Here is a 26544-nt window from a genome sequence, read left to right as displayed (position 1 = left end):
TGATGCTAAACAAAATTTATCCTATCTTCTTTACAAGTTAAAGACAAAACAACATTTAGTAGAAGATTGCCTCCTATTTTAATATCTTCAATACTTGTATATTCTTCTGGGCTATGGCTTTTACCGCCTACGCTTGGTATAAAAATCATTCCTACATCTGCTAATTCAGTTAGCATTACAGCATCATGAACAGCACCGCTATTCATTTTCATATAGCTATATCCTTGTTCTATGGCAGCCTGCTCGATAGTTTCAATAATTTTTGGTGATAATTTGACTACTTCAGATTCTCCTACCAGTTTAATTTCGCTAGATAGGGAATATTTGGATGAAATTTCTTCAACCTTATTCCTTAGTTCATTAGCAATGAAATTGATTCCCTGTGGTTCTACATCTCTAATATCTACAAGGAATTCAACACTTTCAGGAATAACATTGCCCATATTAGGTCGACAATCTATCTTTCCGACCGTTGCAACAGTCGTAGGTAGTGCCATTTCATTCGCCGCCTTTTGAATATGGGAAATAATATGGGAAGCTCCGACCATTGGATCGGCTCTTAGCTCCATTGGAGTTGTTCCCGCATGGTTTGAGATACCATTTAAAGAAACTTTATATGTTTTCATTCCTGCTATTGCCTGTACAATTCCTATGGATTTGTTTTTCGATTCTAATACTGCGCCTTGTTCTATATGCAATTCAATCATAGTATCGACTTCATTCTTTTTAAGCACGTCCTTTTTGATGTTTTCAACTTCTAGTCCAAAATCTTTTGCAACTTCATAAAGATCTTTTCCATCCACATTTTTTATTAGCTTTAAATCCTCTAGTTCATATTTTCCGGTCAGTACCTTGCTGCCTAATAAGGTAATCCCAAAATTAGAGCCTTCCTCTTCTGTGAAAATGATTAATTCGACGGGATGTGATAATTGAACATTTTCTTCCTTTAATACTCTTATAACCTCTAAGCCTACTAAAACCCCTGTTAAGCCATCATATTTACCGCCATTTTTTACAGTATCAATATGGGAACCTATCATAATTGAGGGTTTATCTTTGTCTCCATACTTAGCCCTAATATTTCCTATTGCATCTACTTTTATTGAAAGGCCAAGCTGCTCCATTTGTGTAAGGAGATATTCCCTTGCTCTCTTATCTTCGGCGCTGTAGGAAAAGCGGGTACAACCTTTTTCAGGCGTATTTGTATAACTAACTATAATTTCAAAATCCTTTAAAACTCTATCGATATTTACATCCATCTTTTCACCTTCCTATAAATCAATAGAACTATGTAAGTCTTGAAAAGTAGTGTTATAATACTTCAAAGACTATTTTATATATTGCAAATATTGTGCCAACTATTGCCGTATTTATAAAACGCTATTTAAAGCGATATTTGCTTGGATGTTCTGTCACATTGATGATTATTATCATCATTTAGTGATGATAATAATCATCAAATGTCGTCCAACCAACTTTTTGAAGGTGGGAGATAAGATGCAATTAAATAATCAGGCCATTGAAGAATTAACATCAATTCTAGATGTAAGCTTTGATGGGATTACCATTGCAAATGGTGAGGGGATATTTATAAGAGTTAGTAAATCCTGTGAGGAACTATTTGGAGTAAAGGTATCGGAAATATTAGGGGAAAGCTCCTTATACTTAGAGGATAAGAAAATTTTTGATAAATCGGTTACAAGCGAAGTGTTGAAAAGAAAAGATAGAGTAACTTTGGTTCAAAGAACCTCGGCTGATAAAATCGTTTTAGTAACAGGGATTCCTATTTTCGATAAGGATAAAAATATTGAAAAGATCATAAACATTTCAAAGGATATCACTGAAACAAATAAATTAAAATCGGATCTTAAGAATTTACAAACAGAGTTAGAATGGTTCAAGCAAGAATTAAGTAAAAGGAACGGAATCGATAACCGGCAAATCACTTATAAAAGTGCAACCATGAAACAAATTATGGATACAGTTCATCATGTTGTAAATTTTGATGCAACGATTCTATTGTTAGGAGAAACAGGTGTAGGCAAAGGATTTATGGCTAAAACGATCCATGCTCTCAGTAATCGTAGAGATTTCCCTTTTATAAATATTAATTGTGGTGCAATACCTGAACATTTATTGGAATCAGAGCTATTCGGCTACGAAAAAGGAGCCTTTACAGGTGCTTCAAAGGAAGGAAAAAGGGGATTATTCGAATTAGCAGGTAAAGGAATCATTTTTCTAGATGAAATTGGCGATCTTCCATTAAGCCTTCAAGTCAAGCTGCTTCATGTTTTAGATGATAAGGCAGTTCGAAGGATTGGTGGTTCAACTTCATATGAGGTAAAGGCAAGGGTAATTGCTGCAACTAATAAGAAATTAAAAGATGAAGTTAGTAAGGGAAGATTTAGGGAGGATTTATTTTATCGATTGAATGTCATTCCTATAAATATTCCAGCGTTAAGGGAAAGAAAAGAGGACTTGCCGTTTCTCATGAACATGTTTTTAGAAAATATAAATGATAAATATGAAAACAAGAAGTACTTTACAGAAAATGCAATAAAGCTACTCCTTGAATACGATTTTCCAGGAAACATACGTGAACTACAAAATATGATTGAACGGTTAGTTATTAATACTATTGGGGATAAAATTGGGAGTTCTAATATACATAATTTAATTGAGCCATCTTCTGTCAGTTTAAGCAGTAAAATAGGACCTTTGAAAGAAACAGTAGAAGCTGTAGAAAGAAATTTATTAATTTCGGCTTTTAGAGAATATAAAACGACAAGAAAAGTCGCAGAGGTATTAATGATTGACCAATCCACTGTTGTAAAAAAGGCTAAAAAATTTAAGATTCCTCTCAAATAGCTTAAGTGCAATAAGCGTTTAAAACAAGGAAGCGACGAGATATTCGTCTGCAAATCACTAGCAGCCCTTTCGGAACCTCGTTGACCATCTTTGAATTAAAATTTGCATTAATAAAGAAAAGGAAAATACTCACGGTGCACCCTGATATGCACCGTAAGTATTTTTTCGTGGGGCAGAATTCAAGAAGCCTATTCGATGAAGCATGCCGCCAAGATCGAGCTGACAAAGGAAAGAACGCCCCCCTACCACATTAATAAAACCCAACCGAACAAGGAAATTCCTTCTACAATTGATCAGGAAAGACCAACTCAATTCCTGTTTTTTTCTCGTTGCTAGTATTTGTAACGGAATTCCGATGAGTGCAGGACTTATACCCATCATAATAAAGAAGAACGATTCTAAGTAGTTCATCACGATTCCCCTTACTTAATTACAATTATCATGGAATTAATTTCAATATTAAAATCCATTAGCCCAAGATTAGTAAAAGCCCGGCTGCTGCGGGTGTTGAAATCATCGAAATTTTTAAAACTGATTTTGGGGCAAGGTTGGTGAATTTCGCGCCAATATAGGCACCAGTCATCGAACCGACTAATATTTGTATAAGAAGAATCACATCAACAAAGCCGCTCGTACCAAATCCAAGGCCGCCGCCAATTGCGATTGGAAGTATGACCAGCATCGCGGTTCCGACGGAGTGACGGACAGATAATCCTAAAAAGATCATTAAGCCTAGCTGGATAAATGGTGCAGCTCCGATACCGAAGGACCCTGACATCAGACCGGAAAGCAGCCCCAGAATAATGGCTCGAATCCAAAATCCGTAATTATTTTCTGAAGCAGCTGAGGCCTCCCGCACGGCTGAAGGCTGTTTTAATAGAAATAATCGGAAAACGAACAGTATTGAACTAAAAATCAGCATGCCCCCGGTGAACCAATGCAATTGCGCAGTAGGGATAATCGCGGCAACCATCGAGCCAAAAAAAGCGCCAATGGCACCAAATGCCCCGACAACGATTCCCGCCGTTACCGCGATATTGCCTCCTCGGTAATGACTGACCACACCAGACAGACAGGTAAATGCCATTGCCGCTAAAGATGTACCCAACGCTGTATGTATTGGGATATGAAACATCAATGTTAAAATCGCAATAATAAATCCAGCCCCGCCAGCCCCGACAAATCCTAACAGCATTCCTAAGACCAGCATCGTAATTATAATAGCCAAATGAAAACCCCACTTCCGCCTATTTCTTCTTTTGTCCTCTATCCTAATAAAAACCCTTTTCATAATATATATTATTTGAATGAATTTCATATTTCCAATCCCTTGTCTCCCAAACGTTTCAAGAAACCATTGCTTTCCGTAGAAAACGCGTTCTATGATAGATTCATAGCTACCATTACTGGCATTTTCCTACTTAAACACGCATTGTTGCCTTTTCATAGTAAGCGTTTGGGATCCATTCCTTCCTAAACACGCACCATGGCCCTTTCATAGTATGCGTTTGTTACTCTTTCCTCCAAAAACACGCACTATGACCCTTTCATAATAAGCGTTTGGGACCCATTCCTCCTTAAACACGCACTATGACCCTTTCATAATAAGCGTTTGGGACCCATTCCTCCTTAAACACGCACTATGACCCTTTCTTAGTGAGCGTTTGGAACCCATTCCAACTTAAACACGCACTATGATCCTTTCTTAGTAAGCGTTCGAGACCTATTCCCTAAAAAACGAGTTCCATGAAAGGTTCATAACGATCGTTCCCCTCACTTTCGATCAATAATACCCAACCAAACAAGGTAATTCCTTCTGTTCCTTCTTCCATTCACGGAAATTTAGAATTCGATTATCAATCACTACCTCTTCATCCGGAGCTATTTCACGACAACTCAATGCCTTACTCCCCAATGTACTCCATAAATGTGTCTCCGCTTCTTCCGGGCTACTAGCATAAATAAAGACCCATTTCCCTTCCTTCACCTTCAGTGCATACATATTAAACTCGCAAAAACCAAGATGATTGTTTTCAATCATGTTTGTCAATTTCTCAGGATCAGGATGTACTTCAAATAAAACCGAATCCTCATCTTCCAATGAAATTTTCCCCTCATGAATTAAGCAAAGAATGTAATGAGCAAGGACATGCTCCTCATAGCGAATGGCATCGTAATAAAGAGCTTCAATCGTTGGCATCATCCATTCTCCATATAAATTGGTTGTAATTTACAAAAACAGCTTCTCACGCAATCCTCCACCGGCTTTCCGCCGCGAATAGAATTGAATTTCCCCCCATTTTTAACCGCGATTTCCCTAGTTTCATCGTTATATTTCACAAGTCGGTGCTTATTGATCAAACGCTCCAATATACTTTGAATGGCCTCTTGCGAATACCCTGTATCAAAAGCCATTTGTCTTTTTGTTATCGTGTAGATCCCGATCTGCTTCGTATTTTTATTCGTCAACAAATAAAGAAACACATACTTATCCTCTGGCGTCATTTCCTCCACAACCTTCGGATCATCCCAAAATTGAGTGTAAACCACGCGATACTTTGCCATTAATTCCATTCCTTTCTTGTGACTCTTTTTAAATCCATTCACTTTTTATATATGGATGAAGTCGTAAAAAGGACAGGTTCTATAAAAAAACAAATCAGAACCGGGGGCCTGATTTGTTTCTCGTTTTAAATGTATGTTGGTCAGTATGTTAATTAATATTTTTGAATAAGACCATACTACGAAAAAAAGAACTTCCGGATAATTGGATGTTCTATTTGTTCTCGTTATTTTTCAACATTAAACTTTAGCAGAGCCTTATGATAAAATGTTTTGAAATACTAATATACGAGGAGAAATACTATGAAACAACAAACCATTATTCCCAAATCAATTGATGAATATATTTTACAATATCCTCAAGAGATTCAAGAAATACTAAAAACAATAAGAAAGGTTATAAAGGAATCAGCGCCAAATGCTGAGGAAAAAATAAGTTATGCGATGCCTACTTTTGCTTCAAATGGAAATTTGGTACATTTTGCAGCATACAAAAACCATATAGGGTTTTATCCAACTCCAAGCGGAATAAATACTTTTAAACAGGAATTATCGGAATATAAGACATCAAAAGGCGCAGTGCAATTCCCTTTAGAAAAACCAATCCCTTATGGATTAATTAGTAAAATCGTAAAATATAGAGTTGATGAAAACAAAACTAAAGCTGAAGGAAAAATAAAAAAGAAGAAATAATTTCATTGCTATTATTTAGTAGGAGAGTCGCTTTCCTACTAGACATGTATTTATGATATTCCACAAATCGGGTGCATTTCTTCAATAACTCTAATTATAAAAAACATACTCCATTAATAGAATTTATTAATTGCAAAATACATGAATCGTTTTTGTAGGAAATTAGACATTTTTAAAAGGTGGGATGATATAAATGAAGGAATGGTATCAGAGGAAGAAAAGCAAAACCAGAAAAAGCAGAAAGAGCAGCGAACATTATAACGTATGGGATTTCTTTGTTGACGCGCTGATGTGGCTTCCGGAATTGATCGTATTCCCTTTAAGATTAATTTTCTGGTTGATAAGGGGCTTAATAAGATCCATTGGGGATATTTTTTAAAGTCTTAATATTATTCGCTCTTATCCTTTTCAAGTAATTCAATAATCCTGTCAAGGAGCGAATAGATATCCTCTTTCTATCATTAACTGCCCCTATTGAAAAATAAACGGAGAATTTCCGCTTAAGTTGGGAAATACACATATTTCCCTAATAATAAGGGTAGGTTTTCCGGTTATATGATCCAAATCGTTGGATTTTGGCTTATTTTGAGAGGTTAGCCGGAAAACCTCCGCTTATATCTGGGTTTTCGCCACAACTATATACATTAGTCGGAAATTCTCCGTCTATAAAACTTCTCACCTTTCAATACCGTAAGTAAAAGCATGGCGAACCATGCTTTTTCAAAAGTTAACCTATTTCCCCACCTTTTGTGCTTCAAAAGATAACCTGTTACCTTATTAGGAAATTTTTCCCCTTATATTTCCAACCACCTAATCCCCCCTTCTTCTCAGCGGTCCCTATTCACAATATAATTCAATAAATGCTTCAGAAAAGTGGTATTGTGCGGTACCTCTTTCAACACTTCCATGGCAAGACAATAATGTTCCCACATTTCTTTTCTAGCCCCGACAACGCCTAGGATGGACACAAAAGTTGAATTGTTGTTTTCTGCGTCTTGGCCAATGGGTTTTCCGAGTTTGACCAGGTCCCCCTCCACATCAAGGAGGTCATCCTTAATTTGAAATGCAATACCGGCATGATAGGCGAATTTTTTCAAGGCTTCTATTTCCAGCTGATTTGCTTGGGCGAGCATGGCAGGCATGATGAGGGACGCTTCGAATGCCATCCCGGTTTTATAAAAGCTCATTCTATTTAATTGTTCTAGTGTTAATCGTTTCCCTTTTGAATCTAAGTCCATCGCCTGTCCCTTGCACATATCCTCTATCGTTTGGGCCGAATATTGAATCAGGGCAAGCACCGTTTTTGAATCGAATTGGTCAAGAGACGCCTGCTCCCGGATAGCCTTCTGAGTCAGAAATAGACCGGTTAATTCTGCTATAGCCATGTTATGCACCTGATGCAGCGTTGGTCTCCCCCTTCGGATGGACGCATTATCCTGGGATGGCAGATCATCGAAGATTAGGGATGCGGTATGCATATATTCCAATGACCTTAAAAGAGGAACGATGGCTGAACTATTTAAGCCATATTCGTTAACGCCCATGACCCAAGTCACGATTGGCCTCAATCGCTTTCCGTCGCCTTCCAAACTGTAATTTGCAGCGTCAATGATTGGATCTTGCATATAAGAATCTTCATCGTTTTTAGGGATATGTAAGAGGTTGTTGATCTCGCTGCGAACAGTATCGATTGTATCTAAAAACTCCTCCCGCTCTTTCTTTTCATTTTTCAAATGCGTAATCATCTGATCTCTAATTAGTTTATCGAAGAAATCCACATCATCCGCTTTACGAACCATTTTTTGAATGGTCCGATTGAACTTTGGATTTCCAGAAGCAAATAACTCCATCACTTCGTTGTACTTTTTTGTACCTATTCGTACTTTAAATCGTTTCAGGCTATTGATTGCGCGATCCAGCATCACTTCACGAGTCTTCGTATCTGAGTGATACACGTTATGGATCAAATGGGAGATGACCGTCCAGTATAGTTCAAAGGGATTGATAAGATCCGAACGTTTATCATGATATTTCAAATAATAGGTATAGGGTGTTACGGCCCCGTCCTTCATATCATCAAACATATCTGCAAAATCATCAGCCAGCTGGTTGTAAATGCCATAGAAGAAAGTTCGGTTGTCAAATTCCTCATCCTCTGAAGCACTAAGGACGGAACGGACTATCAATCGCGAAGATGAGGATTTTAAAATGATGGGTATATAAAGCTCTTCATTGGTGTAATTAGCATTTGAAAGATCCTTTAAACGATCTACTTCCTGGGAATGAAAAAACACATAGGATTGCTCGAAAAATGAATTGATTGTTGCTTGTCGCTGATGGGCCTTAATGTACTCGAAGGCCTCTTTAAGTTCGGAATGAATATATCGAATCAATCCCTTGTTTTTACCAGTCCATTCACCCAATTTCGGTACAGAACCTGTAATAAGTGTAGTGCGTATCAAATCGGAATACTGCTTTTGCTCTTTATCGGATAAGACTCCTGAATCCAGCAAATCGTCAATGAACGGATAAGTCAGACCATAGGAATAGCCTAGCCTCAACGCTTTATCCAGTTTTCGAGTACGTTCCTCAGGTGAAATTTCATCACCCATCTCTTCAATCTCATGCATCATGACCCCAGCGATGATTTTTATCAGTTTCCGCTGGGCTTGCTCCGCATCCATCCCCTTTGGAATATTGGAGGATACAGTCTTTAGTTTATTCAACAACCAGATCATCGTGGATTCAATGCCTTCCTTCTGGGCCATCCGGTATAATCTGGCCATGCTAAACATCTCCGTTTTTTCTCCCCGATCTGTTGTCAGATGGCTTTTTAAATTGTCCACAACACGTCGAACCCTTGTCATTGTGTCAGGAGAATCCAAGGTTTTGCCTAGATCCCGCAAGAAAATATAGGAGATGCTTCGATCCAGGTAAGGATCTAGCTTCCCAGTGTAATCCAGCCATTTGATATAATTGTGATATTCCCGAGAATCCGGTTTCCCCTTCTTTCGCGAAAAAAAAGATATTAATGAATGGTGATGAATATGATTGTGTTTCCAGGATTGGATATCTTTTATCAAGGTAGATACATAAGTCATTTGCCTGACCTGCTCATCAAGTGACTGAAAATATCGAGCAGCCTTTTGCTCAGCCAACCGATAACTTTCATCGGCTTTTCTCCTTAACTCCTCATTCATACCATTACCTCAGCTTCGTGTTTTCTTATATATGTATGCACTATCATCCAAACCAATATTTTAATCTGGGTATTTTTCTTTAAAACTAATAAGATATTTTAAAAGAACTGAGTTTTTTCCGAAACTCGTCTTTAATTTCTAGTTTACATCCATTCTTAAATATTCAAAATCTATTTTTATTTACCCCCCAAAAAAAGCCCTCGACACGATTGTCTGAGGGCATAAAAAATCTCTTTAATTTTATGTAAAATATCTACCAAGGAATGTGTATGTAATCGTTCATATAATAAGCTACAGCGTGCTATTCTTCAAAGGAAGAGTATATTTATATTAGCAAAAAAAGTATTCATGTATGAAGAAGTATCTATTATACAAGGTTCGATTATTTACCTCATTATTGAGACACTGTCATTGTATACTAAAATTTTTTTCAGTTTTGCTGTAAACTTTTTTGATGGATAAGACTCTTTATTATTGAAGGACATTAGAAAGGAGGAGCTATGGAGTCTCAGCTTTTGTTGGAAATATACAATAAACAAGCAAAAATGATTTATTTTTATTTAAAAAAGAACGGCTGTAGCCATGAAGATGCAGAAGATATTGTTCAAGAAAGTTATATGAAATATATCGCTTATAGCAGCGGGGTTCCTTCGGATAAAGCTCTTTCATATATTTTCGCAATTGCCATGAATGAATTTAAAAAAACTTTAAAGAAAAAAGGGAAAGAACAACTGATTTTGATTGATGACCATCGCTTCTGGAATAATTTTGCGAATGACCAAAATACTGAATCCAGCATCTTAAATATTGAAATGAATCATGAAATCGCCATTACTTTAGAACGCATTCAAGAAGTCTATAAACAGCTTTTATTATTAAAATATGAACTTGAACTAAGTTATAAGGAGATCGCGCTAGTACTGGGAATGAAGGAAGAAACCGTTAGGACGTATTTATTTCGAGCTAGGAAGGAATTTCAAAAGATGTGGAGGTATCATTATGAATAATAATATAGATGATGTTTTTGATGAGAAAAAAATAAAAAAGGCGATCAAAAAGGGAAAAATGAAGACAATCGTAACGATTGTTTTCGTTTCGATACTCGTATTTGTTGTTTTGAACATAGCCAATTTCGCTATTTCTGCTTATTTTAGCCAAAAGGCATTTAAGCAATGGGATGCCTATGTTCGACTTAGCACTCCGAATGGCTTTATCAGTGAAACAGTGGATTCACGGGGTTTTTTAGGAGGAATGAGCCATTATAAAATATCAAAGGATATGAAAATTAAATCCCTTGTCGTCGAACAAAAGCAATATCAATACGGTCTTATTCCATCTGTTTTGATTTCAAGAGGTTCTGGCGGAAGTATCGGAGTCACGGGAGAGGATTGGCAATTCACCTATAAAGAAAATGGTTGGAGGGAAATGCTTTTTTTCCATCCAAGGGTTGACTATAAAAAATATAAAAATGATGAAGACCTGATTAAGAATATGGAAGGGGAAAAAGTATATGAGGTTGCTCTTTCCTTTGATAAGCCATACAAGCAAAGTGAGCTGCCTTCCATGCAGCTTCCTCCAATGACTTGGTTTTGGGTAAACACCTATAGCAATAGCCAACTAAACACTTTTAAACAAGAGGCCAAAGAATACGATTGGTCTGCAACGTTTATCGGGGAAAATGAAGCATTAGGCTTTTCTACTAGAAATCCCTATACTTCAACGGCAGATTTGGCATATGAATATGATAAATTCCTAAAGTTACTGAAAACAAGTACTTATAGTGAACACATGAAAGCGTACCAAGCTATGAAAGATACTAAGATAGACGATGTAGAAATATTAGGGGTAGTCGTTTATGGAACGAAGGATGAAATCGTAGAAATCATGAAAGAGCCTATCATTAAAGCTTCTTCACTAGGAGGGGTTATTGATAATTATTAGTAAATACATTAATGGCTTAAGGAGACATTACCAAAACAATGGTAATGCTTTTCCTTTTGCTGGTAGCTCCGCTTTCTTATTGCTTTAATTGTGGTACCTATAACAATTTGATTAGGTAAATCCAAAATGCATTTTCACAAAAAAACATAACTAGGAAATATAAAATCCCTAGGCTCTGTTTTATTAATATTGAAATTGTTCCATTTCTTTTTTTGTTAATTCAAGTGGCTTTTTTCCGACTTGTTTGCAATAGTTATGCATATCGTGAATTCGAATTCTAGGTGGACCATCACTTGGTTCAACATACTCTCCATCTGGAAATGCAGCATACATGTCATCTATGTACTGTTTATTAGACATACATTCATCACGATCCTTACTTATTCTAAGTCTATTATACCATGGAATTAACCAGTATTTTACAAAATACTTTTTGTTTTTATTTATCTGATTTCATAGGCGGAGAATTTCCGGCTAATGTATATAGTTGTGGCTAACAGATAGATATAGACGGAGATATTCCGATTAACTACTCTTAATAAGGCAAAATACAAAGACTTGGATCATATAAGCGGAAAAACTACCCTTATTTTTAAGGAAATATGGGTAGTTCCCTAAATAAACGGAATTCCTCCATTTATTTTTCAAACATGGTAAAATCAACATCATTACCTATTATTACTTATTTAATTTCTCAGCCAACTCCAAAATAATTCCCTCTGGACCACGCACGTAGCATAATTTATAGCTTTCTTCATATTGCTGTATTTCACTAAAGATTTCCGTACCCTTCTTTTTCAATTTGGCAACAACAGCCTCAATATCATCAACAGCAAATGCAATGTGTCTGATACCCAGTGTATTTGCAAAGGATTTCTGAATACCTTCTTCATCTGACGGCGTATGAAATTTGATTAGTTCTATCCATGTCTGGCCGTCAGGCATTCCCAATCCGACACACGCTACTTTAGCGTCATTAAGCCCAACTGCATATCCCATCAACTCTCCTTCCATTTCCCATTCCCCTTTCACCTCAAGTCCAAAATCGAGAAAAAACTCTTTAGTGGCGGAGAGATCATTTACGATTACACCCACATGATCTATTCTTTGGATCTTCAAATTTCCTACCTCCTATTTTCCTGTTATTTTGCAATATCCTGTATTCAAATTCTATTTTTAACGAAAGGACATTAATATAGGCCACAAAAGAAATGCAGGGGCGGCCTAATTGGCGCTTACCCTCGACCCTCATTAAAAACTAACATGATTAATAATTATAAGAATACTATAGTTATGACGCAGATAAAAAACGATACAGAAATGGGGGATTGTATGATCCAAATATCAGGGGTCCCGTTTCAACAGAATGACAATTGGCAGCTAGGAAATATTGAGAAAACAATTATTCAACAGATGCAGAATGCTCCCGATTTTTATACTTATAATTTCGCAGATGAATTGTTGTTTGAACTTAAAGTGAGAAAAAACATTATTCAGAGCGCGAATGAAATGAACAAAGGTCAAGCAAAGTTTACAATCTTTGAATATGCCCGCTGCAATCCAATGTACTGGCAATTAACAAGGGAAGGCGGGTTCCTTTTAAGACCCGATGTGCAGCCAGCTGATGCGATTCAGGATATTTTTCAGAACAGTTCACTCTATGCATTTGAATGTGCAACCGCTATTCCGATCATCTATTACCATGCCATATTGCATAGTATTGGCCGCTATTTCTTTAATTCCCTGTTTCAAAATCTATATATTTACAGCTGGCATACAGATACGGACCTAGGGATCAACACCTTCTACGCGAATCATTTTCTGCCTGGAGACGTCGTCTATGTGAATAATCCCGATTTTAATCGAAGAACCCCACAGTTCAGGGGTGTTAATGCTGTTCTTCTACATGATGGAAGATTGTTTGGACATGGATTTAATATTAGATCATTAGAGGAAATGATCCCAATTCTTAATGAAAATAGAGAACCGGGCAGTTATCAATCAGCTTATTTAACAAAATTGGTGACAAGGCCTTCTTTTAAATATTTATTAAGAGTGGCAAGCAGCAATAGAAGTGATAGAGCATATAAACTACAGCGTCCGACCGTGCACCATAACAAAAGTTCTATTTCTTATGTTCATTATCTTTTTTACTCCTTGTGATTTATTCCCACTTCACGCGCCATGACATTTACCCATTTTTTTATAGACGGGCTCAAAACTCACCTCCCAGAGTATTATATAGAGAAATTCCTTACTCGAAGGGAAGTGTTAGATAATGTATCCGAACCTTAACGCAATGCCGACTCTTGGCGCAAATATGCCACCAAATGTGGCTCCAAATGTTGCTCCAAACATTGCTCCAATGCCTACCTACACAGCTCCTGCTTATAGTTATGGATGTTCAGTTCCTGCTTACGGTTATGAATATCCTGCTTATCGGAACGAATTTGCCTTAATTGTCGTATTGTTTATTTTACTCATCATTGTAGGTGCAGTTCTTTGCGGCTTTTGCGAATGCTAACTTCTAGTTAATTCGTAAAAGATTGCTCCGCCAATGAATATATTAATGAACATTAGATCATCTCTTCAAATCCTTTTGAAGAGATTTTTCTTGTGCATACAGTTAAAGCTGTTCCTAACAATGCTCTTGAACAACTTGCTTTTTAAGCATGTTTGGAAATTTGATCAATATCCCCCCCAAGTTGCAGACACTGTGTTTTCACTTGCCTTGGCAAATACTGAAATGGAAGGATTGAAACAAAGCATAATAAAAAATATAAAAAGGCTCTTTTTGACCAAGGACACCACAACCTTCTTATCTTATTTTATCCTCAGTATTTTTTGATTTTTTTCTAGATAAGTACACTTGATGCTTGTGCTAAGTCGAACAAATACTTTCCGTTGCTCTATCGCTGGGCAAGGCGCTTCCGCTTCTCCTATCAAATTTATTTTTAATTTTTTGCAAGCGCTCCATCATGCTTTCTCCGATGATTGGCGAGAAATGCTGTTCCACTTTTTTGAGTTTATTTCTCCACTCCGTTTCATCCTCTGGAGTTAACTCGTAAATTTGCATACTAGTATTCTCTTTTAATTGTTGAAGATTCGAATCATTCAAGTCAATCGAATATTGCCAATTCCAATCTGTCGCTTCGACCATTGCTTCCCGAATGATGTCTTGAATCTCGCTCGGCAAACCATTCCAAAACTCTCGATTCATCAAGACAGCATAGCCTAAATAAGCATGGTTTGTAATCGTCATGTATTTTTGGACATGATAATATTTTTTGGAATATATATTCGAGATCGTATTTTCCTCTCCATCAATCGTACCTTTTTCCAAATTATGATACGTTTGGTCAAAGGGGATTGGGCGGGGGGCGGCTTCGAGAACTTCGTATTGCTTTTCGATCACTTTGCTAGGCATGATACGGAAAACTTGGCCCTTTATATCTGTTGGATGAATGATAGTCCCTTTCATTGTTGTCATTTGTTTAAAGCCGTTATACCAAAATGCTAAACCTTCAATATTTTGTTTTTTTAAGTCGGCAAATAAAACTTTGCCAATCTCTCCTTCATACGCTTCTTTTACAGCTTCATTTGAGGAGAAGGCATAAGGCAAATCTAATACGAGCCATTCAGGAGAGAGCGTTCCTAATTTAGATGTTGACGGAGCAATCATCTGTACTTGTCCAGATTGAAGGGCACTCAGCTCACCTTCGTCAGAAAAGAGCTCGGCATTTGGAAAGACAACGACTTTGACTCTATTATTTGATTTCTTTTGAACAAGGTCAGCAAACCGGCCTGCTGCAAGCCCCTTTGGTGTATTTTCTGACACAACATGACTAAAACGAATGATTATTTGCTCTTTCATTCCCGTCTGCTCATCATCAAAGGGAACTTCTTTCGTGAAATGAAAACCGCTAAATCCGAAAAGGTAAGCTGCACTATATCCTGATATAATAAAAATAAATATTCCGAACAGCTTCTTCATGTATACACCTCGAATCTTTTCTATTATTCTAATTAAATAATAAAACGACTAATAGTACAATATTGTATGTCTTGAATAAAGGGGGTAAGCACGTGTCACTTAAGCGGCTGCCGATTCGTTCCAAAATTACATTATTATCATTCAGCATCGTCTTTTTTTCTTTATTGCTCGGAGGTCTTATATTAATTGGAAATATTGTGGAGCTTGAGGAAGAAGAGTATGGAAAAAGAGCGATGATTACGGCGAAAACCGTCGCTCAGCTTCCAGATGTCATTCGCCATGTTACGGAACCAAATGGATGGATTGAAATGGATCCTACTATTGAAAAAATCCGCATTATTAATAATGCGGATTATGTAACCGTCTTAAATATGGAAAGGATTCGTTACTCACATCCTGTAAAGGACATGTTAGGAACAGTAGCAAAAGGAGAAGATGCCGGTCCTGCTTTTGCAGAGCATTCCTATCTTTCAAAAGCTAAGGGTGAGGTAGGAATGGCTGTACGTGCCTTTGCTCCAATAAAAAATGACCAATTAGAGCAAGTAGGGGTGGTTGTTGTTGGGAATGTATTACCGACGATGTTTGAAACATTATTATCACTAAAAAATGAGATTCTACTCATTATGTTTTTGACCCTGCTGCTTGGCGTAATAGGTTCATTCTTCCTTGCCAAACATATTAAACAGCAAATGTTTCAGCTTGAGCCTTATGAAATCGCTCGTCTTCTTGAAGAGCGTACAGCAACGTTTCATGCGATGCATGAGGGAGTCATCGCAATTGATAAGCATGAAATGATCACGATCTTTAATGATAAGGCAAAAAAAATGATGAATGTCCATGGGGATGTTATTGGGAAAAACATTTGGGATGTGATCCCGGATACGAGGCTGCCAGAAATCCTTGAACTAGATAAACCAGTATTTAATCAGGAAGTCCAAGTCCGAGGAAACGTGATTATGAGCAATCGTGTCCCGATTAAAGTAAATAAGCAGTTAGTTGGGGCGGTCGCTATTTTTCAAGATCGTACAGAGACGACGAAAATGGCGGAGGAATTGACTGGGGTAAAGGAATTTGTAGAAGCGTTAAGGGTACAAGCCCATGAGCATTCTAATAAGCTTCATACGATTGCGGGATTAATTCAATTAGGAAATAATGAACAGGCGCTAAAGTATATTTTTCAATTAGATGAGGAACAAGGGAGTTTCGCGAGATTTTTAAATGAGAATATTCTTGATGATAATCTTGCTGGTTTATTACTTGGGAAAGTAAGCCGCGGAAAAGAATTAGGGATTAAAATTGTCATTGACCGGAAAAGCCATTTAAGTCGTTTTCCGAAGCATTTAGATCATCATGATTTCGTTGTCATACTCGGAAATTTAATTGAAAATGCGATTGCTGCCTTAAAAACAGCCGATCATCGAGAAAGAAGGATTGATATTAGTATTGAGCAGGATGATGAATTATGTGCTATTCTTGTTGAAGATAATGGGCACGGGATTAGTGAAACAGAGATGCACCGAATATTTGAAAATGGGTTTTCTACGAAAAAAGGATTTGGTTTAGGTCTTCATCTCGTAAAACAGATTGTGGAAAAAGGAAAAGGGGAATTAAATGTTGTTTCTCATCAAGGAGAAGGGGCTAGTTTTTTTATTAGTTTTCCAATGAATGGATTGGAGGAGGAAGAATGATAACCGTTCTAATCATTGAAGATGATCCGATGGTGCAAGAAGTGAATAAGCAATTTGTCATGAAAATAGAAGGATATAAAGTAATCGGAGTAGCAAGCAATGGGATGGAAGGTCTCCAAAAAATAAGGGAGCATACACCTGATCTTGTTATTCTCGATGTGTTTATGCCAAAGCAGGATGGACTCGAGACCCTTCAGCAAATTCGCAGCCATCAAGAAAGCGTCGATGTGATTATGGTAACAGCGGCGAATGACCATGAAACAGTGAAAATGGCCCTCCAAAATGGAGCCTTTGATTATATTATTAAGCCATTTCAATTCGATAGAATCCAGAAGGCTTTAGAAAAATATAAAATTTATCACTCAAAAGTTAAAAATGAGCTATCGTTATCTCAGCAGCAACTTGACGAGTTTCTGCATTCCTCCTCCACATCGAAGAAATTAAATAATGTAAATAATTTGCCAAAAGGACTGAATGAAGTTACATATAGGCAAATTATTGCCTATTTACATGAACAAGAACTAGCTAAATCCTCTGAGGAAGTAGCCGATGGGGTGGGCATTGCCCGCGTGACGGCTCGCCGCTATCTTGAATATTTAGTGAAGCTCGGTGAAATTAAAATTGAATTAAAATATGGCGGTGTCGGAAGGCCTGTTAATCGATATTCCCTCATTAAATAAACGCTCTAGAGACCAAAAAGACCAAAATGTCCAAAATGTCCAAAATCTTCCCTCATTCATTTGAAAGCGTTATCATGAAAAAAACAAGATTGATACGTTTGAGAAGGAGGAGAAAAAATGAAGAAAGTCTTTAAAAACTTAACAGTTCAAGTAGTTATTGCCATCATCTTAGGTGTGATTGTCGGCTTAGTTTGGCCGGAAGTCGGAAAGTCAGTGAAGCCATTAGGAGATACCTTTATTAAAGGGGTTAAAATGGTTATTGCCCCAATTATTTTTTTAACTATCGTTCTCGGAATTGCAAAAATGGGCGATATGAAAAAGGTTGGAAAAGTTGGCGGGAAGGCTTTTATCTATTTTGAAATTGTCACAACGCTAGCACTCGTAATTGGTCTATTTGTCGTTAATATTATCAAGCCAGGTGCGGGACTGAATTTTGATAAGATGCAAAAAGGGGATGTCTCTCAATTTACAACTGGTGACGGCGGAAAAATTGATTGGATTGACTTTATTACAAATATTGTTCCATCTAATATGTTTGATGCGTTTGCCAAAGGGGATATTCTTCAAGTTTTATTTTTCTCCATTCTATTCGGGGTTGCATTAACAGCTCTTGGGGAAAAAGGCAAGCCAATCATTGATTTTTTTGATAAAATGTCACATGTTTTCTTTAATATTATCGGTTATATTATGAGAGCTGCTCCGATCGGTGCTTTTGGAGCAATGGCATTTACGATTGGAAATTATGGCATTGCTTCAATGAAGCCCCTTGCAATGTTAATGTTGTCCGTTTATGCAACAATGGCATTATTTATATTTGGGGTCCTAAATATCATTTGTAAAATGTATGGATTCAGCTTATTTAAGTATTTAAAATTCATTAAAGAAGAGCTATTAATCGTTCTAGGCACGAGTTCATCTGAATCCGTTCTGCCACGAATGATGGATAAAATGGAGAAGTTCGGCTGCTCGAAGTCAGTCGTAGGACTTGTCATTCCAACAGGATATTCATTTAATCTTGATGGAACTTCAATTTATCTCTCTATGGCTGTTGTGTTTCTAGCTCAGGTTTTCCAAGTTGATTTAAGCGTCGGACAGCAAATTACGATTATTTTAATCTTAATGTTAACTTCTAAAGGGGCGGCAGCTGTTACAGGGGGCGGATTTATCGTTCTTGCTTCAACGCTAACTGCTATGCAGATCATCCCAGTTGAGGGCCTGGCCTTATTACTAGGAGTCGACCGCTTCATGAGTGAAGGTCGAGCCATCACAAACCTAATTGGAAACGGCATTGCAACAATTGCTATTGCTAAAAGCGAGAAGGAATTCGATGAAACGAAACAACAACAAGCGATTATTGAATTAAAGACGAAAAACAAAGTAGCGGTTTAAATAGTTATGGAAAAAGCCCTTGAAATCTATGCAAGGGCTTTTTGTAATGTCTAGCTCCAGCTCCTACTCCCGACGAGACTTTACATCATGACTTTGGCTAACTTTACTTTTCAATTGTTCCTATAAGTTCTTTTAATTCAGGATTAAAGCCTTTAACTGCTTTATCTCCAACTACGGTAACAGGTACACCCATAAAGCCAAATTTTTCGACTTCCTTTTGATATTCCACACTTGACATTACGTCTCTTACTTCAAATGGAATTTTTTCCTCTTCTAGCATTTGTTTAACATAGTTGCATTCTACACAACCAGGCGTGGAATAAACGATGACTTGTTTGCTCATGCGTTCAGAGCCTCCCTGATCGAATCTCTTGTAATTTTCCAATGAGAAGTATTCCAAGATACTTTTCCATCATCAAATAGCAAGATTTGTGGAGATTCATGTTTAATTTCAAATTCTTCAGTAATATGATTTGATACAGGTCGATCTTCTATTACCAAGACCATTGAAGCAGAAGCAGTTTCATTTTCATTAACAAATGATTGAAATTCTTCATTCGCTTTGGCACTGATTGGGCAAGTTGTACTATGTTTCAATAGCAAATGTTTCCCTGGTTGTTGAACAAATTCATTTAATTCTTCAATACTTTTAAGTTGTTTTATTGACATCATCCGCACCATCCTGCTTTTCAATCTAATATATTCGTTCATAAATTTATCATAATGGAAGATACTTTACTAATGATGTGACTCGTCCGACATGGGAACAACCCTATTAACAAAAACGTATGTCTATTGTAAAACACTGGTATTAAAAGGATTATGTTGGTGGATTAATTCACTTTTTTGTTCCAAATGTCGATAACTGGTACAGCGAATTAAAGAGCAAAAAAGATATTCGTATTGCTGAGCCTCCAAATGAGGGTCTTGAAGGGCTTCGAACGATGACAGTCGTAGATCCTGATGGCAATCAATTACGCATATGTACTCGTTTATAAGTAAGCTTCAAATAGCCCCCACCTTCATAGAGATAGGGGCTATTTGACGCTGAGCCCACATATTGTTTAATGTGCCACCAGGGTTTTTTCGCTGTTCTTTGTCTTTTAATCTTTCTCTTTCTCTCTCTGACATTGAGGATTGGTCCCCCTTATTAATAACCTTGTTCAACTAAACTACCATATTAGTAAAAGCAACCGCTCTTGTTCAGATTTGCACCCGATTGTTCTACAAAATGTGTTGTGTATTAACCTTAATTAGATTTACTAAGATCAAATCTTGCTATTTCTTCATCTTCAATAAATATAATTAAAGTTGCATCCATAGCACTTCTCTTTAACTTATTTAACTGTTCTGGTGAAGGGGCAATCGCCATTTCAGGGTTTTCTTCGGATGCCCCTAATACAAAATCAAAAGAATATTCTCCTTCTTGATTGGGCTCAAGAACCGCAATGCTTCGTTCTCCAAAACCTAAGCCCAACTCTGATTCTTGTCTTTCTTCATCACTATAAAGATTAAAATCCATGACTTCTTTTGAAACTTTAACTAACTTTTCATGGGGTTCAATCAAAACTTTGATGCCATCATCAAATTTAAAAGTTTGTTTATTTAGTTTTTCTCCTTTTCCAAGAGTCTTTTTTCCTGTATTCTTTAAAATGAAATCATAGCTTAGTGAAATGGGTTCAATAAATTCTCCTGTCTTTTCTCCTGAATTAATCCCGACTCTGCCTGATCGATCATCTCTAATTTCAACAGAAGAACTTATGAGTTCTAAGGAAGGTTTGTTCGAGCAACCTGACAATAGTATGAGAATTATAAACATAATCGTAAAAAGCCTCATATAATCTCCCCCAATGCCTTTTTCTTTAAATTGGTACATCTTCAATTTGAGTTTGCTGTTCCCAGTCACGAGTGATCTTTAAGCCTTCATTAGTATTTGAAACGGATAATTGTCCTTCTTTATCAAATATTTCATATGACTCATTTGGTTGTTCATAGGACACTTTTAATTTAAGTGTATATTTATAGTCGATTCTGCCGTCATCATGTTCCTTTATTTTTTCAAGAACAATATCTTCTAGTTCGATAGTTTTGTTGGTTTGTTTTGCAAATTTAGGTGCCAATTGAAAAACCCGATTCGCATTTAATTTAGCAAATGCATCTTCTGACAGGTATTTTTTAACCTTTTCTCCGATTTCGATTCCTGTTGGAGGATTTGCTGGATCTGTGATGTGATATTGTTCGGTTTTATATTCTTTTACGAGCTTTTCAACATCTTCGTTTTTTACTGTTTCATTGCTGCAAGCAGCAGCTATTACTCCGATGAGTAAGACGAATAAAAACCCAAATACTTTTTTCATAAAACTTTCCCCCCTTTTCTAAATCATACTGAAGATCGGCAACCTTTTCCATCCTATTTCCAAAAGTAAAAGCCGATACCTATGTTGTTAAGGAATCGGCTTATCATTTACCTTAGTAAACTTGGGGAGTTTTAGGTACAACTTATTTACAAGGTTGAAACTCAATCGATTTTGCTTGATACATTTTATCCCGAAATTCATAAACAATTACAATATTTCCAACAAAGCTGGCAGGTGATATTTGTCCAGCAACACTTACAATAAGTTCATTGTCTTTAACTTCATAATCAATAATGCTACCAAAACCTATATCATTAAATAAGTTTTCGGGTTTTATTTCTAAATGGGTTATATCAACTGAACATTCTTTGTCTCCGACAATGACTTCGGCCTTTTTAGCAGTTAACTTAGTTTTTATTTTCTTATGAATAATTGCTAAAGGATTATCAACAATCACTTCATTTATACCCAGACCACTTTTATTCAGTGTGTCAAAAACATAAATATCTTCCCATAAAACACCCGTTCCATAACCCTTTGTCAAAATTATGATTAACTCTTTCTTTAGATCTTTATTGATGTCCTCATATATAATTTGTGGAGCATAGGTAGGGTTAGTTTCGCTAATCCAAAAAGGTCTTGAGTATAATCCCCCTTTAAAATTAATTTTAAAGTCCCTAAATAATCCACTAATTTTCTTAGCATAAAGTGTTATATTTTCTTTGTCGTTCCTGCTAACAATTTCATTTCCCTCAATCTCCGCTCCTACAACGGTAGGTTGAATAATTAGAAGAACTGTCAAAATTAATTTAATATACATTTTCATAGAAAACACCTCTTTTTAGTGTTCCCTAACCCTTTTCTTAATTCTGCTTACCTGATCAATCTTTAGTGAACTAAGTTAAATTTTTTACTTCTCTAAAAAAATACCTATTCATTTAAAAACACCTCCCATTGTATCCCACTCAATTGATTTCCTAATAGTTTCCTTCCACGGATTAAACAGGTTTTCACTGTGCTCTTTAGTATGGATAAAAATATGGGCAATCTCAGGAATAGTCATTTCATTGTAATAATAATGAATAAGAACCTCCTGCTGTTTTAAGGGAGAAAATGTTCAAGTTATTTAATGCAATTCTATAGGCTCTTCTTCAAATAAATTAAGCTTCACACTTCCATGTAGTATCTCATCGAATAAGATTGTTTTAAATTTTTTTTCAGTCTTTTTATTTAATTTGAGAAGTCCTACATGAAGAGTTTTAGTTTCCTCATCTGCCCACATAGAAGATATTTCTATTCCATTTTGTTCGAATAAATTATCTTTTTCTCCAACTTCCTCATACAATTTATCGTGAGCGGTTTTAACATCAATGGTGATTAAATCTTCTCTTTCTTCCTTTGAACATCCCACGGTAAAAATAAGAGTAAGTATAAACGAGACGGTAATCAATTTTATTTTTTTATTTTTCATTAACACCCTCCGATCTCAACTGATTGCCTTTGTAATTATTGAACATTCATATTGAACTATGTTAAGAATTTTTTGGTTTAATGTTGAAATATTTAACTGATCTAGGGACTTCGTAAATAATTCTTTAATGTATGGTAAAATATAATCACAGTTTGAATATTATGAAAATTAACTCAAAACACAAAAGAAGATAAGGAGGGTCTATTTGTGAAAAAAATGCTTTTTATCTTTGCAATCCTTTTATTGTTTCTCTTTGGCTGTCAAGATGATAAGGACAAGACATTTGACCCAACGGAATTAAATATAATAAGAACTACTTGGGACGAGAACGGGAACGTAACGTCTATTAACTATGTAGCACCATCAGTAAAAGATGGTATTAAAGCATTGCCATATAAAATAAAATTACCGAAAAAGATCCCTTTTGAAACCGATGGCTTCAAACCAGCTTTTATCGATGATATTGAAAACAATGGTAAAAAAATATTAGTCACGCATAGTGCTTATTCGAAAGAAATATTTCAGGGTAATCCGACAGTCTTAAAAATTAGAGCCTATAATTTTGATATATCCCCTCCTCAGCCAAAATATTACGATGAAGTGGAATTGAAAAATGGGATTATAGGCAAATACCATCCAGGAGATCTTTACTTTCAAATAGGTGATGTTGAATATCATATTTTTATGATGCTTAAAGGTGGGTTGGAAGTGGAGCAGGATCAAAAAGAATTAATTGATATTGCCAATCAAATGATTTATTAATAGAAACGCAAGTATTTCTTGTAAATAGCATTTGAGGAAGTGGAACTAGGAAAAAGCTGCCTAAACAGCTACTGTACTCGCCACCGCTATATGAAGTTTAATAAAAGAATCATTATTGGATCGACACACCTGTTAGTTCCCATTCTTCCTTTTATTTTGAAAAAAGAACTTTATCCACCAAACCAAAATGAATAAATATCCTAAAATAGAATAGATCGTCCATATTGAACCCTTTTGTAATTCTATTGTGAAAAATTCATACTCATTTAATCCGATTCCTCTTCCAATACTATTTATTAGTCCGACTATTGGAACTGTCACAACAAAAATAATAGTTAGTGCGGATGAAATTTTCATTAATTTAATTCTATATATTGCTACAATTAATGTTAATAACAGAAATAGGTAATATATTATCCAAAACCAATCAGGGAGAGTTTCCCAATACATTCTACCACTTCACCCCTTACCAAATAACAACAATTTTAGCATAAACATCCCATTAGTGAAGAGAGATTATTAAATTCTTGTTAAACTATCCTTGCCCCACTTAATAAGAATAGTCACAATAATGGAAGTTGTTCTTTAACTGATGCATCCTCTTAATATATTCTAATAATGAAATCCAAAATATAAGGGAGGTAATAATCTATGATTTATCCATATTCAATAAGAGGTTTATTTTTATTAGTATGCTGCATTATTATATTGTTACTTTCTGCCTACACAGATGAAAAAAGTTCAATAATATCGGAATTCAAAGAACAATATTTCGAAGGCAAAAGTAAAAATTGGTATATTAAGTTAGAATTTAAACAGGATAATTTAAAAAACTATACTATTTCATATATTGGAAAAGAAGAAAGTAAGCCACTGACTTTTGAATTTGAAATATCTGAATCCTCTTATGACATTAATTCAGGAATTGGGTATCTGGAAACACAAGATGAACAGGATATTTATATAAACTGTGGAGGTCCGTGTCGTGCCTTACCTAAAAAAATCCCAGTTGTAATTCAATGGGAAGGAAAAATAGAAGAGGTGATGCTAAAAATACTATAAAAAGTGATTTATCCTAATTCTATTTTTCCTTATCATAAGAAGTCTGTCACTAGGGAACGTGGCGGGGTTTTGCCGAATCCTTAATAGTGTTTGATTAACGCTACCCTATAGTTTATAGCACATTGATTCACAAACTTGTTTATGAAGTTAAATGATCTATTCCAAATCGATAAATTCTAGTTCCATTTCTGCTTCTGCTTTCGAACGATAAACGGTAATTTTACTATAGGGTTTCAAGTTGTCTTGCCATGATTCTATTTTACTCAGAAAATCTTCTCCGTTATCAGAAATTATAAAGCACTCTAAATCCTTATTGATATAACAAATTGGAGCGTCACTTTCTAAGTCACATTGTTGGCCAACGGTTCCGATAAATCCACCTTTACTATCTTTCGCCAGAATATCTACATGTGGAACCGTATAAAATTCTAAATGTGGAATATTATCGTCGAATATAAATTGAATATCATAATCGTTAGCATATTTTTGATACTCCTTATTTCTATCATTAACACTCATAGAAAAAATTGTTGTACCTGCTGATATAATCTCAGTATCCCTTAAAGATACATTTATGGCTCCAGTTAACTCTGTTCTATCTAGATAAATTTTTCGCATCTTTAACCTCTGTCAAATCAATATTTATGCAAATATCCATATTGCTTTAATGTCGCATCTTTCTACTAATGTGTATCACTTCAATTTTTTGCATACTTTTTTATTAGAACATAAGGTATAAGTTATTTTACAGTAAATGCTCATTTCTTCTGTGATTTCTTATTGAACCTACCCGTTAGCACAACAAGAAAAAAGATGATGCCGCTGCAACACCTTGTTTAACTCTTGCACCCGTTAGTTCAAAAAAATGACTGCTGATTTAGAAATCATTCCGTTCCAATATTATCTTTCATAACTAACATAGGTTCCAGCAATTAAATCGTGTACTGCCCTTTTATCTTTCCTACATATAACCATAAAGACGCTAACAATACTGGATAAACCAACTGTAAAATACACTACTATAAACTTTCCTACAACTTCTCTTAAAAACATATTTTTAAGTGTTAATTTATCTTCATCCGTTCGTTTTACCTTTATTTTAAAAATACGTTATCCTATTATATAACCACTCCATACCAAGGGTACTGACATTAAATACAGAGTGTAAATAATTTGCCAAGTCCAACCCGATGTCCAATCATATGAGTGTTCTCCTTTAACCCAAAATAAGAACAAAGAAATTGGAACAGTAAGAATAAAAAAGTCAAATAAATCCGCTAATAATCTTACACCAAAGCCTGCTGGTTTTTTATCCAACAAAATCGCTCCTTTCTATTAATATTTTAACATTTGCTTTGCCGGTGGTTATCAGAAAACAATTTGAAAAGAAATAAAACTACAACTGCTAATCGGTAGCGTTTTTCAAATGCTAAGGAATCGAAGTCTCTCATAAACTCATCTACATCTTTTTCTTCTATTTTTGCATATAAAGCCAGTGTCCTCGCTGAAACTTGAAAGTTATCGTTCAAAATTTCAATGATTGCTTTGACTCTTTCATCTGCTGTCACGAGTGTCATTCCGTCTGATAATAAGCCTATCATTGACACAATATGCCCTATCTTTTCGTGAGGTAAATGAGCTAAATCAGTTTTATGATTTGAAAACTCCAAAACTGTTTTTTCATCAAGACCACTAATTAAACCAAAAGTGTAAGGAGTTATTTTATAATCCTCAAGAATGATTTTTAAATTATCTCTTGGGTCTCCACTTTTTATATCCATTTTATTAAATCCTCCCGAAGATATATGTGTTTATACTTAAGTAGTTCAATACCAATTGTTTAAATTCCTCTTGAAGTAACCTGCTTCGTTAGTCGA

Annotated in this window: 32 protein-coding genes; 12 read left to right on the top strand and 20 right to left on the bottom strand. The window is 35.8% G+C overall.

Going from position 1 to position 26544, the window contains the following annotated elements; all coding sequences use genetic code 11:
• Positions 1-5 precede the first annotated feature (5 nt).
• Positions 6-1259, bottom strand: coding sequence for a M20 family metallo-hydrolase (locus AR328_RS18095; protein WP_066299269.1), 1254 nt, complete (start codon positions 1257-1259; stop codon positions 6-8).
• Positions 1260-1497: 238 nt separating this feature from the next.
• On the opposite strand from AR328_RS18095, the gene AR328_RS18090 reads away from it, so the two are divergent.
• Positions 1498-2868, top strand: a complete 1371-nt coding sequence (locus AR328_RS18090) for a sigma-54 interaction domain-containing protein (RefSeq protein ID WP_066299267.1) — start codon at positions 1498-1500, stop codon at positions 2866-2868.
• Positions 2869-2997: 129 nt separating this feature from the next.
• Here AR328_RS18090 and AR328_RS22910 read toward each other — a convergent pair whose 3' ends face one another.
• From AR328_RS22910 to AR328_RS18070, 4 genes are all read right to left on the bottom strand, one after another.
• A complete protein-coding gene (locus tag AR328_RS22910) occupies positions 2998-3279 on the bottom strand; it encodes a hypothetical protein (protein WP_066299263.1) in 282 nt (93 codons plus the stop codon).
• Positions 3280-3337: 58 nt separating this feature from the next.
• Positions 3338-4096, bottom strand: coding sequence for a sulfite exporter TauE/SafE family protein (locus AR328_RS18080; RefSeq protein ID WP_066299409.1), 759 nt, complete (start codon positions 4094-4096; stop codon positions 3338-3340).
• 555 nt (positions 4097-4651) lie between these two features.
• The gene (locus AR328_RS18075; protein ID WP_066299260.1) at positions 4652-5068 is read right to left on the bottom strand and encodes a hypothetical protein; all 417 of its coding nucleotides are present in this window, start codon (positions 5066-5068) and stop codon (positions 4652-4654) included.
• Positions 5068-5433: a replication protein gene (locus tag AR328_RS18070; protein WP_066299257.1), complete on the bottom strand. Its 366-nt coding sequence runs from the start codon at positions 5431-5433 to the stop codon at positions 5068-5070. Before AR328_RS18070 ends, AR328_RS18075 begins: the two co-directional genes overlap by 1 nt.
• A 300-nt stretch (positions 5434-5733) precedes the next feature.
• On the opposite strand from AR328_RS18070, the gene AR328_RS18065 reads away from it, so the two are divergent.
• A complete protein-coding gene (locus AR328_RS18065; protein WP_066299256.1) occupies positions 5734-6123 on the top strand; it encodes an iron chaperone in 390 nt (129 codons plus the stop codon).
• Between the two features lie 827 nt (positions 6124-6950).
• On the opposite strand, the gene AR328_RS18055 is transcribed toward AR328_RS18065, so the two are convergent.
• Entirely contained in the window at positions 6951-9323 is a 2373-nt protein-coding gene (locus AR328_RS18055) for a polyprenyl synthetase family protein (protein ID WP_066299246.1), read from the bottom strand.
• A gap of 500 nt (positions 9324-9823) precedes the next feature.
• On the opposite strand from AR328_RS18055, the gene AR328_RS18050 reads away from it, so the two are divergent.
• Both AR328_RS18050 and AR328_RS18045 read left to right on the top strand, forming a co-directional pair.
• Entirely contained in the window at positions 9824-10330 is a 507-nt protein-coding gene (locus AR328_RS18050; protein ID WP_066299243.1) for an RNA polymerase sigma factor, read from the top strand.
• Positions 10323-11264 (top strand): anti sigma factor C-terminal domain-containing protein, encoded by a 942-nt coding sequence (locus tag AR328_RS18045; protein WP_066299236.1) that lies wholly within the window; start codon positions 10323-10325, stop codon positions 11262-11264. Before AR328_RS18050 ends, AR328_RS18045 begins: the two co-directional genes overlap by 8 nt.
• A 183-nt stretch (positions 11265-11447) precedes the next feature.
• Here AR328_RS18045 and AR328_RS22905 read toward each other — a convergent pair whose 3' ends face one another.
• Positions 11448-11624, bottom strand: coding sequence for a hypothetical protein (locus AR328_RS22905; RefSeq protein ID WP_197414488.1), 177 nt, complete (start codon positions 11622-11624; stop codon positions 11448-11450).
• A 318-nt stretch (positions 11625-11942) separates the two neighbouring features.
• A complete protein-coding gene (locus AR328_RS18040; RefSeq protein ID WP_066299227.1) occupies positions 11943-12383 on the bottom strand; it encodes a VOC family protein in 441 nt (146 codons plus the stop codon).
• Positions 12384-12596: 213 nt separating this feature from the next.
• Here AR328_RS18040 and AR328_RS18035 point away from each other — a divergent pair, with 213 nt between their 5' ends.
• Positions 12597-13427 (top strand): protein-glutamine gamma-glutamyltransferase, encoded by an 831-nt coding sequence (locus tag AR328_RS18035; RefSeq protein ID WP_066299225.1) that lies wholly within the window; start codon positions 12597-12599, stop codon positions 13425-13427.
• Positions 13428-13629: 202 nt separating this feature from the next.
• Entirely contained in the window at positions 13630-13788 is a 159-nt protein-coding gene (locus tag AR328_RS23565) for a YjcZ family sporulation protein (protein ID WP_150930929.1), read from the top strand.
• 357 nt (positions 13789-14145) lie between these two features.
• Here the strand turns inward: AR328_RS23565 and AR328_RS18020 are convergent, their stop codons facing one another.
• Positions 14146-15258: a DctP family TRAP transporter solute-binding subunit gene (locus tag AR328_RS18020; protein ID WP_066299219.1), complete on the bottom strand. Its 1113-nt coding sequence runs from the start codon at positions 15256-15258 to the stop codon at positions 14146-14148.
• A 92-nt stretch (positions 15259-15350) separates the two neighbouring features.
• On the opposite strand from AR328_RS18020, the gene AR328_RS18015 reads away from it, so the two are divergent.
• From AR328_RS18015 to dctP, 3 genes are all read left to right on the top strand, one after another.
• Positions 15351-16946, top strand: coding sequence for an ATP-binding protein (locus AR328_RS18015; RefSeq protein ID WP_066299216.1), 1596 nt, complete (start codon positions 15351-15353; stop codon positions 16944-16946).
• The gene (locus tag AR328_RS18010; RefSeq protein WP_066299209.1) at positions 16943-17626 is read left to right on the top strand and encodes a response regulator; all 684 of its coding nucleotides are present in this window, start codon (positions 16943-16945) and stop codon (positions 17624-17626) included. The genes AR328_RS18015 and AR328_RS18010 overlap by 4 nt, the downstream gene beginning before the upstream one ends.
• A 117-nt stretch (positions 17627-17743) precedes the next feature.
• Entirely contained in the window at positions 17744-19015 is a 1272-nt protein-coding gene (gene dctP / locus AR328_RS18005; protein WP_066299207.1) for a C4-dicarboxylate transporter DctP, read from the top strand.
• 103 nt (positions 19016-19118) lie between these two features.
• Here dctP and AR328_RS18000 read toward each other — a convergent pair whose 3' ends face one another.
• Both AR328_RS18000 and ytxJ read right to left on the bottom strand, forming a co-directional pair.
• Positions 19119-19358: a glutaredoxin family protein gene (locus AR328_RS18000; RefSeq protein ID WP_066299205.1), complete on the bottom strand. Its 240-nt coding sequence runs from the start codon at positions 19356-19358 to the stop codon at positions 19119-19121.
• Positions 19355-19684 (bottom strand): bacillithiol system redox-active protein YtxJ, encoded by a 330-nt coding sequence (gene ytxJ, locus AR328_RS17995; protein ID WP_066299200.1) that lies wholly within the window; start codon positions 19682-19684, stop codon positions 19355-19357. The genes AR328_RS18000 and ytxJ overlap by 4 nt, the downstream gene beginning before the upstream one ends.
• Positions 19685-19851: 167 nt before the next feature.
• On the opposite strand from ytxJ, the gene AR328_RS23410 reads away from it, so the two are divergent.
• Positions 19852-20013, top strand: coding sequence for a VOC family protein (locus AR328_RS23410; protein ID WP_331457200.1), 162 nt, complete (start codon positions 19852-19854; stop codon positions 20011-20013).
• Positions 20014-20020: 7 nt separating this feature from the next.
• Here the strand turns inward: AR328_RS23410 and AR328_RS23330 are convergent, their stop codons facing one another.
• The 5 genes from AR328_RS23330 to AR328_RS17975 form a co-directional block, all read right to left on the bottom strand.
• The gene (locus tag AR328_RS23330; RefSeq protein ID WP_269433528.1) at positions 20021-20146 is read right to left on the bottom strand and encodes a hypothetical protein; all 126 of its coding nucleotides are present in this window, start codon (positions 20144-20146) and stop codon (positions 20021-20023) included.
• A gap of 118 nt (positions 20147-20264) precedes the next feature.
• Positions 20265-20852, bottom strand: coding sequence for a hypothetical protein (locus tag AR328_RS17990; protein WP_066299193.1), 588 nt, complete (start codon positions 20850-20852; stop codon positions 20265-20267).
• Positions 20853-20877: 25 nt separating this feature from the next.
• Complete coding sequence (locus AR328_RS17985; protein ID WP_066299192.1) at positions 20878-21372, bottom strand: hypothetical protein; 495 nt, start codon at positions 21370-21372, stop codon at positions 20878-20880.
• A gap of 142 nt (positions 21373-21514) precedes the next feature.
• Positions 21515-22198 carry a hypothetical protein gene (locus AR328_RS17980; protein ID WP_066299191.1) on the bottom strand — a complete coding sequence of 228 codons (684 nt, stop codon included), beginning with the start codon at positions 22196-22198 and terminating at the stop codon, positions 21515-21517.
• A 300-nt stretch (positions 22199-22498) separates the two neighbouring features.
• Positions 22499-22843: a hypothetical protein gene (locus AR328_RS17975; RefSeq protein WP_066299188.1), complete on the bottom strand. Its 345-nt coding sequence runs from the start codon at positions 22841-22843 to the stop codon at positions 22499-22501.
• A 207-nt stretch (positions 22844-23050) separates the two neighbouring features.
• Here AR328_RS17975 and AR328_RS17970 point away from each other — a divergent pair, with 207 nt between their 5' ends.
• On the top strand, positions 23051-23605 hold the full coding sequence (locus AR328_RS17970; protein ID WP_066299185.1) for a hypothetical protein: 555 nt from the start codon (positions 23051-23053) through the stop codon (positions 23603-23605).
• A gap of 651 nt (positions 23606-24256) precedes the next feature.
• A complete protein-coding gene (locus tag AR328_RS17960) occupies positions 24257-24667 on the top strand; it encodes a hypothetical protein (RefSeq protein WP_066299180.1) in 411 nt (136 codons plus the stop codon).
• A 156-nt stretch (positions 24668-24823) separates the two neighbouring features.
• Here AR328_RS17960 and AR328_RS17955 read toward each other — a convergent pair whose 3' ends face one another.
• From AR328_RS17955 to AR328_RS17945, 4 genes are all read right to left on the bottom strand, one after another.
• On the bottom strand, positions 24824-25285 hold the full coding sequence (locus AR328_RS17955) for a hypothetical protein (protein ID WP_066299175.1): 462 nt from the start codon (positions 25283-25285) through the stop codon (positions 24824-24826).
• 282 nt (positions 25286-25567) lie between these two features.
• A complete protein-coding gene (locus AR328_RS23160) occupies positions 25568-25765 on the bottom strand; it encodes an RDD family protein (protein ID WP_269433529.1) in 198 nt (65 codons plus the stop codon).
• Between the two features lie 12 nt (positions 25766-25777).
• Positions 25778-25984 (bottom strand): hypothetical protein, encoded by a 207-nt coding sequence (locus AR328_RS23155; RefSeq protein ID WP_231734992.1) that lies wholly within the window; start codon positions 25982-25984, stop codon positions 25778-25780.
• Between the two features lie 26 nt (positions 25985-26010).
• A complete protein-coding gene (locus AR328_RS17945; RefSeq protein ID WP_066299171.1) occupies positions 26011-26448 on the bottom strand; it encodes an HTH domain-containing protein in 438 nt (145 codons plus the stop codon).
• Positions 26449-26544 lie beyond the last annotated feature (96 nt).

Origin of the sequence: Bacillus sp. FJAT-29937, from assembly GCF_001509555.1 — a bacterium.
Taxonomy (GTDB): Bacteria; Bacillota; Bacilli; order Bacillales; family Cytobacillaceae; genus Cytobacillus.
This window is presented reverse-complemented; position numbering and strand designations above follow the sequence as displayed.